This window comes from Jeotgalibacillus salarius (assembly GCF_004405125.1).
GTDB classification, from domain to species: domain Bacteria; phylum Bacillota; class Bacilli; order Bacillales; family Jeotgalibacillaceae; genus Jeotgalibacillus; species Jeotgalibacillus salarius.
Window position 1 is genome coordinate 50,860 of sequence record NZ_SORX01000011.1, and the last position, 11,327, is coordinate 62,186.

Sequence of the window (11,327 nt, forward strand, 5' to 3'; positions counted from 1 at the left end):
GAGGCGATGACATGTCAACTGCTAATCCAACAGCTAGAAAGAACCATAACCCCAAGTTAGCTGTTATTCTATCAATACTTCTTGCAGGTTTAGGTCAGTTGTACAACCGCAGATATGTAAAGGGTGCTTTATTTATTATTCTTGAAGTTTCCTTCATCCTGACGCTTGGACAGTTTATTAACTACGGTATCTGGGGCATTATGACACTGGGTACACTCGCAGGAACTGATCACTCTGTATTTCTATTAATTTATGGATTTGTATCATTAATTCTTATTGCTTTTGCGGTTACTCTTTACATAGCGAATGTGAAAGATGCCAAGAGAGACGCAATCCGTCTGAAAAACGGCGAAAAAGTACCAACTTTCAAACAGGCAGCACGTAATGTTTGGGATACAGGATTCCCTTATTTCTTTGTAACCCCAGGTTTAATTATGCTTGTATTTATTGTGGTATTGCCGCTCTTATTTACAATCGCATTAGCATTTACAGACTACACTCAGTATAATCAGCCGCCAAGAAATCTCTTGAGCTGGATTGGTTTTGAAAACTTCGGACGTCTTTTCTTTGGTACAGGGTCTGGAGACAGTAATATCTGGCAGGACACTTTTATTAGTGTATTTACCTGGACAATTGTATGGACTGTAGTAGCTACAACCCTTCAAATAGCGCTTGGATTATTCCTGGCACTTTTAGTCAACGATCCGAGAATTAAATTTAAACGTTTAATCCGGACAATCTTAATTCTTCCATGGGCAGTTCCGGCTTTCGTTACGATCCTTGTATTTGCAGCAATGTTTAATGATCGTTTCGGAGCAATAAACACGGATATACTCGCAATGTTTGATCTTGCTATTCCTTGGCTCCAGGATCCATTCTGGACACGCATTGCGTTAATTATGATACAGACATGGCTTGGTTTCCCATTTGTGTTTGCATTATTCACCGGGATTTTACAGAGTATCTCAAAAGACTGGTATGAAGCAGCCGAAGTTGATGGAGCCAGCCGTATGCAGAAATTCAGCAGCATCACACTTCCTCACGTTTTGTATGCAACGGCACCGCTGTTAATTATGCAATATGCAGGAAACTTTAATAACTTTAATATTATTTACCTGTTTAATGAGGGAGGGCCAGCTGTGCGGGGTCAGAATGCCGGCGGGACTGATATCCTGATTTCATGGGTGTTTGACCTGACATTTGAATTGAATCAATATAGTATGGCCGCTGCCATTACATTAATCCTTGGATTAATCGTCACAGGTTTTGCCTTCTTCCAGTTCAGAAGAACGAGATCGTTTAAAGAGGAGGGGAATATTTAATGAGTAAGAAATTGAAATCGAATCTCGAAGTAGCATTGATTTATCTATTCCTTGCTTTTATGGCTGTAATTATTGGCTATCCTCTTCTTTGGACGGTGGGTATGTCACTGAATCCCGGAACAAGTCTTTATTCAGCTCAGCTGATTCCGGACAACTGGTCGCTTGTTCACTACAAATGGTTGTTTACAGATCCGAGCAGTGATTATTTAACCTGGTACAAGAACAGCGTACTTGTTGCCATTGCAAATGCTTTCTTCTCAGTTGTGCTGACATCTTTCGTAGCTTATGCGTTTTCACGCTACAAATTTACCGGTCGTAAATACGGTTTGTACGCATTTCTTCTATTACAAATGTTCCCTGTAATCATGGGAATGGTTGCGATTTACGTTATGCTGAACATGATCGGTCTGCTTGATTCACTAGTTGGACTTACTTTGATATATATCGGTGGTCAAATACCGTTCAACGCTTGGCTCGTTAAAGGATATTTTGATACAATACCTAAGGAGCTTGATGAAGCTGCAAGAATTGATGGTGCCGGTCATTTAAGCGTGTTTTTCAAAATTATGCTTCCGCTGGCCAAGCCGATTCTCGGTGTTGTTGCCCTGTTTAATTTCATGGCGCCATTTGTTGACTTCCTGTTGCCGCGTATTATTCTCAGAAATCCTGAAAACTTTACGCTTGCACTGGGGCTATTCAACTTTATCAGTAATCAATTTGATAATAACTTTACGCGATTTGCAGCGGGATCAATTTTGATCGCTGTACCAATTGCACTCGTCTATCTATTTTCTCAGCGTTACCTGATTTCAGGACTGACTGCTGGCGGTACGAAAGGTTAATCACTTATACTGATGCATTCTTAAAAGCACATAGCTTACGTAACTTCGGATATATTTTCCGTTAAAGGAGGAGGGGCAGAGGTGAGAAGAGTCAGTGCTCTTTTACTCATCACTATCCTCCTTTTTAATAGCGCTTTTTCAAGTGAAGCTGGCGCTGTTGAAAAGGAAGAGAGAATGTGGCAGGATGAATCAATTTATTTCCTCATGGTGGATCGTTTTTTAAATGGTGACACCTCAAATGATTTTACAGTGAACACACAGGATCCATTAGCTTATCACGGTGGCGATTTCCAGGGGATTATGAATGAACTGGATCATATTGAAGAAATGGGCTTTACGGCCATCTGGCTTACTCCGATCTTCTCCAATGAAGAAGATGGATATCACGGCTACTGGATTGACGATTTTTATGAAACAGAAGAACATTTCGGAACAATTGAAGAATTTAAAGCACTTGTTGATGAAGCACATGACAGAGGGCTGAAAGTCATTCTGGATTTTGTTGTGAATCATACAGCACCGACTCACCCCTGGATTTCAGATTCTGAAAGAGAAGACTGGTACCATGAAGAGCAGCCGATCAGGGACAACAACGACCCCGAGCAGCTTGAAAACGGCTGGATCTATGGCTTGCCTGATCTGAATACTGAAAATCCTGAAGTGCGGGAATATTTATTTGATGCTGCTAAATGGTGGATTGAAGAAACAGATATTGATGGCTACCGTCTTGATACGGTTAAACATGTTCCTGCTGAATTTTGGACTGAGTTTTCTTCAGAAGTGAAGTCAGTGAAAGATGACTTTTATCTGATAGGAGAAGTGTATGATACTGATATAAGAAAAATTGCAGAGTATGCCGATACCGGAATCGACGGTTTTGTGGATTTTCCGCTTGCTGAACAGATGAGAAACGCTTTTCAGACTGTCGATCAGTCTACATCCAGACTGTTCAATTACTGGGATTATAACCAGCAATTTTTCGACAATCCTTATGTAATGGGTAATTTTATTGATAATCATGATATGTCACGTTTTACGAGACTGGCTGCTGATAATAACATGTTCCCTGGAACAAGATGGGAGCTTGCAACTGTCTTTATGTTTACTGTTCCAGGTATTCCGATCATGTATTACGGTTCTGAAATCGCTCTGGATGGTGGAGAGGACCCTGATAACCGCAGACTGATGGACTTTAATGTGGATGAAGAGCTGAAAGAATTTATCGGAAATGTTGGTGAATTGAGACAGGACCTTCCTTCTCTGACCAGAGGGACACTCAATGTGCTGCATAATGACGCTGGTATGCTTTTGTATGAACGGGAGTATGAGGATGAAAAAACTGTCATAGCCATTAACAATACGAGCGAAACGCAGACGATTGACTTGCCGGTTTCAGATTATCGTGATGGCAGCGAGCTTCGCGGGTTATTAAATGGCGATCTTGTAAGAGAAGAAAACGGGCATTTTAGAATCATATTAGATCGTGAAGTTGCTGAAATCTATGTAGTGGCAGAAGAGACTGGGATCAATTACGGATTTTTAGCTTTAATTGCTGCCGTGTGGATTTTCTTTATCGGTTTGTTTATATTTATGAGGAAGAAAGGGAATAGAAAATCAAAAGCTTAGAGCTTTTGATTTTAATGATTTTGTAAGCGTAATCACAGGAGGTGACCATCATGTCTGTCACAATTAAAGATGTAGCTAAAGCTGCTAACGTAGCGCCATCAACTGTTTCAAGAGTAATCGCAAATAATCCCCGAATCAGTGAGCGTACAAAAGTAAAAGTAAGAGAAGCGATGGATCAGCTTGGCTATCATCCGAATTTTATTGCTAGAAGTCTAGCGAATCAGTCTACACAGGTGATCGGACTAGTCACTCCAGGTTCATCTGACGTATTCTTTCAAAACCCTTTCTTCCCGACGGTATTAAGGGGTTTAAATGAAGGGGCTCATGAACATCAATATGCGCTGCAGCTGGTAACAGGTAAAAACGAAGAAGACATTTATAACGGAGTTGTTCAAATGGTTCAGGGAGGCCGTGTGGATGGTGTTGTTTTACTCTACTCTAAAGTTGAGGACAGAATATTATCCTATCTGCAGGAACGAAATTTTCCTTTTGTCATGATCGGAAAACCGTATAAAATGCCAGAAAGTATTACGCATGTTGATAATGATAATATTCAGGCAGGGTTTGACGCGACAGAATTTCTGATTGGAATTGGCCATGAAAGAATTGCTTTTGTTGGTGGAGATAATAAGCTGGTTGTAACTGTAGAAAGACTTGAAGGCTATAAAGAAGCACTCAAGAAAGCAGGACTCCCGTATCACCCACGTTATACAGTACATGAAACCTTTTTACTTGAAGGTGGTAAAGATGCGATATGCGCCTTAATGGAGCTGCCCGAAAATGAAAGACCGACTGCACTCCTTGTTACAGATGACCTGATGTCATTGGGTGTGTTAAACACTTTAAGTGAATTGGATATGACAGTGCCTGAAGATATTTCGATTATCAGTTTTAATAACGTTTTATTTTCTGAAATGTCCAGACCACCATTAACTTCAGTTGACATTAATATTTTTCAGCTGGGATATGAAGCTTCTTCCCAGTTAATTAAAAGGGTTGAACATAAGGACGAACCACATCACCGCATAACGGTTCCGCACCATATCATAGCAAGATTTTCAACAGAATATGTAAAAAAATAAAAGAACCCGCGGGTTCTTTTATTTTTTCTTCAGTTTCTTCATCGCTTTATAGCCTATCATGTTCACAGGATCCTTTGGGGAGCTGTAGGGCGGGGCATAGGCGATCTCCAGGGTTTGCAGATCATCTACAGTTAATCCCCCGGTGATCGCTGTGCTGATTACGTCTATGCGCTTATCAGCACCTGGACCGACTGCCTGTGCACCAAATATTTTTCCATTTTCAGAAGAGAAATGAACAATCAGTGACAGCTTTGCTGCACCAGGGTAATAGCCTGCATGCTGTCTTGCATTCAACTCTACTGTTTCGAAAGACAGATTCATTTTTTCTAAGGAAAAAGCATTGTGACCGACAACTGCGGCAGTTTGCTCAAACACCTTACAAATAGCAGTACCTAAAATCCCTTTGAACGGAATCGGGTTATCAATGATATGTCTGGCAGCAATATAAGCTTCACGATGAGCAACCCAGGCAAGTGGGACTTGTTTTGGCTTACCGGTAATGAAATCAACAGACTCAATGACATCGCCGATTGCATAAATATGCTCATCATCCGTTTGCATATATTCATTTACCTTCACACCGCCAGTCGTTCCAATTGAAAGACCGGCATGCTCTGCAAGATGGGTATTAGGCTTGATACCTACAGCCAGTAAAAGAAAGTCTGCCTCGATTACTGATCCGTCAGATAGCTTGAGTGAATGATCTTCATTAATTTGCTTAACTGTAGATGATAAATGGAGGTCAACGTCATTTTCAAGCAATTCATCCTCCAGTATGTTAGAAAATTCAGGCTCAAGAAGATTAAGGACGTGCTGTGAACGCTGAACAAGGTGCACCTTTATTCCGCGAGCTTTAAAGTTCTCTGCCATCTCCAGTCCTATAAAGCCACCACCAACAAGACAGACAGATTGATAATTCTTCTGAGTAATATGCTCATCAAGTTTCAGCATGTCTTTAAATGAACGGAGGCTGTAGCAATTTCCTCTGTCAAGGTGTTTAATGTCCGGAACGATTGGAACAGCACCAGGCGAATAGACAAGCTTGTCGTAGTGTTCATCATATGTGTCATTCAGGATATGATCTTTTACAGTCACCGTTTTTTTATCTCTATTTATGCTGATTACTTCGTGACGGATCCGTACTTCAATATTTTTGTCCTTTTGAAAAGATTCAGGTGTAGCAGCAATAAGATGTTCCTTTTCTTTCACAAAACCGCCAAGATAATATGGCAGGCCGCAGTTTGCAAAAGACATCGTCCCATCCTTTTCAAACACGATGATTTCAGCTTGATCATCAAGCATTCTGAGCTGGGAAGCAAATGTAGCTCCTCCTGCGACACCGCCTATAACAAGTACTTTCTTGGTCATCTAACCATTCCTATCATCGTGAAGATTTTTTGTTCAGAAAGAAAATTGCAAGTGTGCCAGGTCCTGCGTGAGCACCAACAGCGGAACCGATCATACCCGTAAAAAATGTTGAAGTTCCGAACTCATTCTCAATCATTGTTTTCATTTCTTCAGCCAGTTCCGCATCGTCTCCGTGGCTGATTCCAATGATTTGCTGGTCGAGCTGGTCTCCACGTTCATTCATCACTTCAATAATTCTTTTTAACAGTTTTTTCTTTCCGCGGAGCTTTTCAAGCGGTACCAGCTTACCATCTTCTACATGTAACAGAGGTTTAATATTTAAGAGGCCTCCTATAAATGCAGATGCTTTTGAAACCCGTCCCCCTTTTGCAAGATAATCCAGGTCTTCTACAGTAAATAGATGCTCCATGTGCTTAAGCTGAAAATTCGCTTCGTCTAAAATTTCTTCAAATGCTGCCCCTTCAGAAAGCATTTCAGCAGCTTTCACCACGACCAGGCCATAACCAAGGGAAGCACATTTTGTATCTATTATTGTCAAATCAAGATCAGGATACTCCTCTTTTACCTGATCTCTTATCATTACTCCCGTTTGATAAGTTCCTGAAAGTTCAGAAGAGAAAGCAATATACAGACCTTTTTTTCCTGATTTCGCAAGAGCCGTAAACTCTTCTTCCATTTTTTTTGGACTCACCTGTGATGTTTTTGGGTGTCCGCCATTTCTAATTGAATCGAAGACATCTTTTGAGTTAATTGTAACCAGGTCTTCATATTCTTCATCATCAATATGTACATGGAGGGGAAGGAGTGTTATATTATGTTCTGTAAAAAATTCAGCAGGTAAATCGCTTGCGCTGTCTGCAAATAATTGGATAGTCATTTAGTGAGCTCCTTTAATGTTAGTTATAGTGTTAAGTTTAGCGATTAAATGAAACATTTACAATCACATTAGTGTTTTTGGCTCTAAAATTGATAAAGTAAAAGTGAACAGGAGAAAGAGGAAGGGGAGGGTGAAGTGTGGCAGAAATAAAAGACGCTTTCAGTATAAAGAAAGTATCAAAAGATACCTTATGGTTAGAATCGAAAAAAATTGCGATCGTCATTATAGGTGCTGTACTAAACGCAATTGCACTGAATTTATTTCTGATACCGGCAAATGTATTTGCCAGTGGTTTCACAGGAGCAGCACAGCTATTATCTAATATTTTTTATGACTTTACTCCTATTAATATTTCAACAGGGGTACTGCTTTTGATCTTAAATATCCCTGCAATTGTTTTGGGCTGGCTCAGAGTAGGTAAGATGTTTACAATTTACAGTCTGATCTCAGTCGGATTTACGACAATTGCACTTGAGATTATACCGATTGTTGAAGTATCTCCTGATATATTGCTGAATGCAGTATTCGGTGGAGTGATCGCTGGTATTGGGGTCGGATTGACGCTTAAATGGGGTGCCTCCACAGGGGGTATGGACATTATTGCGATGATTCTGTCACGTTTGAATGATAAGCCTGTTGGTATTTATTTCTTCTTGATGAACTCAGGTATCATTCTTCTTGCAAGTATGATTTTCGGCTGGGAAAAAGGCTTATATACACTGGTTACACTTTATGCCTCTACGCGAATGATCGATGCGCTTCACACGAGACATGAAAAACTGACTGCGATGATTGTCACAGATAAGTCTTCAGTTCTGAAAAAAGCGATTCATGACAAACTGGTGCGCGGAATCACGATTTTACCTGCCCGCGGCGCATTTGCAGATGATCCGAAAGAAATGCTGATTATTGTCATCACGCGTTATGAACTGTTCGAACTGGAACGGATCATTCATAAGGCAGATCCGCATGCTTTTACAAATATTATTCAGACAACCGGTATCTTTGGTTTTTTCCGGAAAGAGGATTAAATAAAGACCGGAACGATGCATGTATGTTGTGCAATCGTTCCGGTCTTTTTAAATGTCAGGCTTTGCCCCAATCATTTACTGTGTACATACATGACTGAACTTTAATACAAACAGGGGCATATCACATTTACAGGTTCAGTCTTTCTTCAAGAAAAAGTGCAATCCCGTCATCATTATTCGTATCAGTAATATGCTTTGCAGTCGATCTGACACTGTCAATGCCATTTCCCATTGCTACGCCAATTCCTGCATAGTCAAGCATTTCAAGATCATTATCTTCATCACCGAAAGCAATCACCTTATCTTTTGATATGCCGTAATGATCAGCAACTTTTTTTAATCCGACTGCTTTGTTCATTCCGGACTTGACGATTTCAATCACATGCCACGGCGCGCCCCAGCGTCTGTGATCGATGACTTCAGCGTGGACCTCGCTTAGATGTGCTCTGATTCTTTCAACATGTGATTCATCGGCATGAATCAACAGGCTTGTCGGGTTTGCAGGAAGGTAGGTTCTAAGGTCTCCTGACTTTATGTTTGGATTTCCGAAACCGAAGATGTCTAATAGTTTTTCATCGTGGTAGTGCAAATACACATCGTCCAGTATTTCCGCAACCATATTATGAAATTCAAAATCGTGAACAGCTTCAACGATTTCTTTTACCACATTCAGGTTCATAGGTTCATGGTGCAGACCCCATTGCTGATCAAGTGGGTGGTGCACAAATGCCCCATTAAAATTCACTATGGGTGTGTGTAAAGCAAGTTCTTTGTAATAAGCTTCGCTGGCTCTGAAAGGTCTTCCTGTCGCAATCATCACTTCATGACCTGCTTCTTTTGCCTTCAAGAGCGTCTTTTTCGTTCTGTCTGAAATGATTTTTTCGTCAGTCAGCAACGTGCCGTCAAGGTCTAATGCAATTAAATGCTTCTCCATATGAATACGCTCCTCCACTTCTATCATCATTCGGTTCCATTGTAGCATTCTTCAATATAACTAAGGTGAAATAGTATGCCACTTTTTGGTTGTATGATAATATATGAGCGAAAAGAATTGAAAGGAGCTACACATTTGATCGAAATACATAATAAGAAAATTGCCGGTATTCCATGTTTGCATGTAGAAAATAGCCAATCTGAAAAATCACCCGTGATCTTTTTCTTTCATGGTTTTATGAGCGCGAAGGAGCACAACCTTCATTACGCTTATCTTTTAGCGGAAAAAGGTTTTAGTGTTATTCTGCCTGACGCAGCGTATCACGGAGAACGTTCGGATGGATCCGATGAAACGGTCATGAGTACACGCTTCTGGCAAATTGTTGTGAGATCTATAGAAGAGTTTAATGCGATGAAGCTGGAACTTGTGAATCAGGGCTATGCTGAGGATCACCACATCGGAGCAGCAGGGACGTCTATGGGAGGTATTACCATACTTGGCGCGCTGAAGAGATATGATTGGATACACACAGCTGTCAGTCTGATGGGATCACCAGCATACGTTGGATTTGCAAAAGCCCAGATTCAACACTTCGAGAAGAATGGATTTAAGCTGCCGATGCGTGAAGAAGAGGTCGATGAACAGCTGAGAGTGCTGGAGGAATATGATTTAAGTCTTCATCCTGATAAACTGAATGACCGTCCTCTGTTATTCTGGCACGGAAAAGCCGATACAGTAGTTCCATATGAACCGACATATGCATTTTTTAAAGCCATTCACCAAATGTATGATAAAAAAGATAACTTGAGATTTATTTCCGAAGAAACCGAAGGACACAAAGTGACGCGAAAAGGCCTATTAGAAACTGTAAAATGGTTTGACCGTCATATGCAATCATGACAGTTTCAGTTAGAGCAGTTTTTTGGTATGATGAAGACAAAGAAATAAAGGAGTGATTAGATGGATCAGGATATGAGAGACAGCATCATGGGTGCTCTTGAACAGGTTATTGACCCTGAACTGGGTATTGATATTGTAAACTTAGGTCTAGTCTATGATGTTTTCATGGACGACGCAGGTAACGCAGAAGTTAAAATGACATTAACATCTATGGGCTGCCCGCTTGCACCGGTTATTGTGGATCAGGTTAAAGCAGCACTTGCTGATGTGCCGGAAGTAAAGGAAGTAGAAGTGAACATCGTGTGGAGTCCGCCATGGAGCAAGGACAACATGTCACGCTATGCTAAAATTGCATTAGGAATTACGTGATAACGAAAAAAAGGTTTGGCCAAGTGCCAAACCTTTTTTATATGAAAGATGTTTCATTGAAACGAAAACGATGTTTAATCGTACATACAAATGTAAGACTTTTATGAAATCCAAAGAACGAGTAATACAATTGGTCCAACAACCAAACAATAGATAGCAAAGTAAATCAGGTTACCTTTAGCCATAATATTCATAAACCACTTTAATGAAAAGTAAGAAGCGATCAGTGAAGCAATGAAAGCAAGCAAGTAAGGCACCCAGAGATCTGCAAGATTTTCATCCTGAAGAAGGTCTGAAAAACTTAACACCATACCTCCAAGACTGACAGGAACAAATAGCAGGAAGGAATAGCGAAGTGCTGTTTCCTGGTGGATACCCCGTGCCATCGCTGCCACAATTGTTGCGCCACTGCGGCTGATGCCTGGTATTAATGCAACTGCCTGGGCAAAACCAATAATGACTGCATCTTTTACAGACATTCCACTTTCACCACGTTTTCCTCGCAGGTTTCTGATGAGGAAAAGTGCAATACCGGTGATCATGAGTGTGACTGCAACAGTCTGTGGCCCTGACAAACGTGAAATATCTTCATCGAACAGCACGCCGATTACACCTGCAGGGATCGTACCGATAATGAGATAAAGGATAAAGTTAAATTCAGTTTTGTCTTCCGGTTTACGTGTTTTTATGTATCCGAGCCCTCTAGTAATCAAACGCATAATGTCTTCGCGGAAAACAATCAAAACGGCGATCAGAGAAGCTGAATTCACCATTAATTCAAAGGTGAAGTTGTTTCCTTCTATTTCTATACCGAGAAAGTATTGAGCAAGCTGAAGATGCCCGCTTGATGAAATTGGAATTGGTTCAGTAAATCCCTGAAACAGACCAAGAAAAGTAAATTTTAAAATAATCCATAATTGTTCAATATCCATAAAAATCCTCCATTATTTTAACCTGCTCTTAATTTAACCACCGA

The 11,327-nt window shown here is 40.6% G+C and carries 11 protein-coding genes; 7 read left to right on the plus strand and 4 right to left on the minus strand.

Going from position 1 to position 11,327, the window contains the following annotated elements; all coding sequences use genetic code 11:
• Positions 1-11: 11 nt before the first annotated feature.
• The 4 genes from E2626_RS14940 to E2626_RS14955 all read left to right on the plus strand — a co-directional run bounded on the left by E2626_RS14940 (position 12) and on the right by E2626_RS14955 (position 4,872).
• Positions 12-1,322 (plus strand): carbohydrate ABC transporter permease, encoded by a 1,311-nt coding sequence (locus E2626_RS14940; protein WP_134382593.1) that lies wholly within the window; start codon positions 12-14, stop codon positions 1,320-1,322.
• On the plus strand, positions 1,322-2,164 hold the full coding sequence (locus tag E2626_RS14945; RefSeq protein ID WP_134382595.1) for a sugar ABC transporter permease: 843 nt from the start codon (positions 1,322-1,324) through the stop codon (positions 2,162-2,164). The genes E2626_RS14940 and E2626_RS14945 overlap by 1 nt, the downstream gene beginning before the upstream one ends.
• Positions 2,165-2,245: 81 nt before the next feature.
• Complete coding sequence (locus E2626_RS14950; protein WP_134382597.1) at positions 2,246-3,790, plus strand: alpha-amylase family glycosyl hydrolase; 1,545 nt, start codon at positions 2,246-2,248, stop codon at positions 3,788-3,790.
• A 50-nt stretch (positions 3,791-3,840) separates the two neighbouring features.
• Positions 3,841-4,872: a LacI family DNA-binding transcriptional regulator gene (locus tag E2626_RS14955; protein ID WP_134382599.1), complete on the plus strand. Its 1,032-nt coding sequence runs from the start codon at positions 3,841-3,843 to the stop codon at positions 4,870-4,872.
• Between the two features lie 18 nt (positions 4,873-4,890).
• Here the strand turns inward: E2626_RS14955 and E2626_RS14960 are convergent, their stop codons facing one another.
• Together E2626_RS14960 and E2626_RS14965 are read right to left on the minus strand one after the other, a co-directional pair.
• Positions 4,891-6,240 (minus strand): CoA-disulfide reductase, encoded by a 1,350-nt coding sequence (locus E2626_RS14960; RefSeq protein ID WP_134382601.1) that lies wholly within the window; start codon positions 6,238-6,240, stop codon positions 4,891-4,893.
• Positions 6,241-6,253: 13 nt separating this feature from the next.
• The gene (locus E2626_RS14965; protein ID WP_134382608.1) at positions 6,254-7,117 is read right to left on the minus strand and encodes a DegV family protein; all 864 of its coding nucleotides are present in this window, start codon (positions 7,115-7,117) and stop codon (positions 6,254-6,256) included.
• 146 nt (positions 7,118-7,263) lie between these two features.
• On the opposite strand from E2626_RS14965, the gene E2626_RS14970 reads away from it, so the two are divergent.
• Positions 7,264-8,148 (plus strand): YitT family protein, encoded by an 885-nt coding sequence (locus tag E2626_RS14970; protein WP_244094352.1) that lies wholly within the window; start codon positions 7,264-7,266, stop codon positions 8,146-8,148.
• Between the two features lie 127 nt (positions 8,149-8,275).
• Here the strand turns inward: E2626_RS14970 and E2626_RS14975 are convergent, their stop codons facing one another.
• Entirely contained in the window at positions 8,276-9,082 is an 807-nt protein-coding gene (locus E2626_RS14975; protein WP_134382666.1) for a Cof-type HAD-IIB family hydrolase, read from the minus strand.
• Positions 9,083-9,217: 135 nt separating this feature from the next.
• Here E2626_RS14975 and yjfP point away from each other — a divergent pair, with 135 nt between their 5' ends.
• Both yjfP and E2626_RS14985 read left to right on the plus strand, forming a co-directional pair.
• Positions 9,218-9,982 carry an esterase gene (yjfP, locus tag E2626_RS14980; protein ID WP_134382610.1) on the plus strand — a complete coding sequence of 255 codons (765 nt, stop codon included), beginning with the start codon at positions 9,218-9,220 and terminating at the stop codon, positions 9,980-9,982.
• A 60-nt stretch (positions 9,983-10,042) separates the two neighbouring features.
• The gene (locus tag E2626_RS14985) at positions 10,043-10,351 is read left to right on the plus strand and encodes a metal-sulfur cluster assembly factor (protein ID WP_134382612.1); all 309 of its coding nucleotides are present in this window, start codon (positions 10,043-10,045) and stop codon (positions 10,349-10,351) included.
• Positions 10,352-10,452: 101 nt separating this feature from the next.
• Here E2626_RS14985 and E2626_RS14990 read toward each other — a convergent pair whose 3' ends face one another.
• The gene (locus E2626_RS14990; RefSeq protein WP_208528156.1) at positions 10,453-11,283 is read right to left on the minus strand and encodes an undecaprenyl-diphosphate phosphatase; all 831 of its coding nucleotides are present in this window, start codon (positions 11,281-11,283) and stop codon (positions 10,453-10,455) included.
• Positions 11,284-11,327 lie beyond the last annotated feature (44 nt).

Excerpts from the sequence above, each read along its gene's own strand:
- E2626_RS14940 (WP_134382593.1), top strand. The coding sequence starts at position 12 with ATGTCAACTGCTAATCCAACAGCTAGAAAGAACCATAACCCCAAGTTA.
- E2626_RS14945 (WP_134382595.1), top strand. The coding sequence starts at position 1,322 with ATGAGTAAGAAATTGAAATCGAATCTCGAAGTAGCATTGATTTATCTA.
- E2626_RS14955 (WP_134382599.1), top strand. The coding sequence starts at position 3,841 with ATGTCTGTCACAATTAAAGATGTAGCTAAAGCTGCTAACGTAGCGCCA.
- E2626_RS14960 (WP_134382601.1), bottom strand. The coding sequence starts at position 6,240 with ATGACCAAGAAAGTACTTGTTATAGGCGGTGTCGCAGGAGGAGCTACA.
- E2626_RS14965 (WP_134382608.1), bottom strand. The coding sequence starts at position 7,117 with ATGACTATCCAATTATTTGCAGACAGCGCAAGCGATTTACCTGCTGAA.
- E2626_RS14975 (WP_134382666.1), bottom strand. The coding sequence starts at position 9,082 with ATGGAGAAGCATTTAATTGCATTAGACCTTGACGGCACGTTGCTGACT.
- E2626_RS14985 (WP_134382612.1), top strand. The coding sequence starts at position 10,043 with ATGGATCAGGATATGAGAGACAGCATCATGGGTGCTCTTGAACAGGTT.
- E2626_RS14990 (WP_208528156.1), bottom strand. The coding sequence starts at position 11,283 with ATGGATATTGAACAATTATGGATTATTTTAAAATTTACTTTTCTTGGT.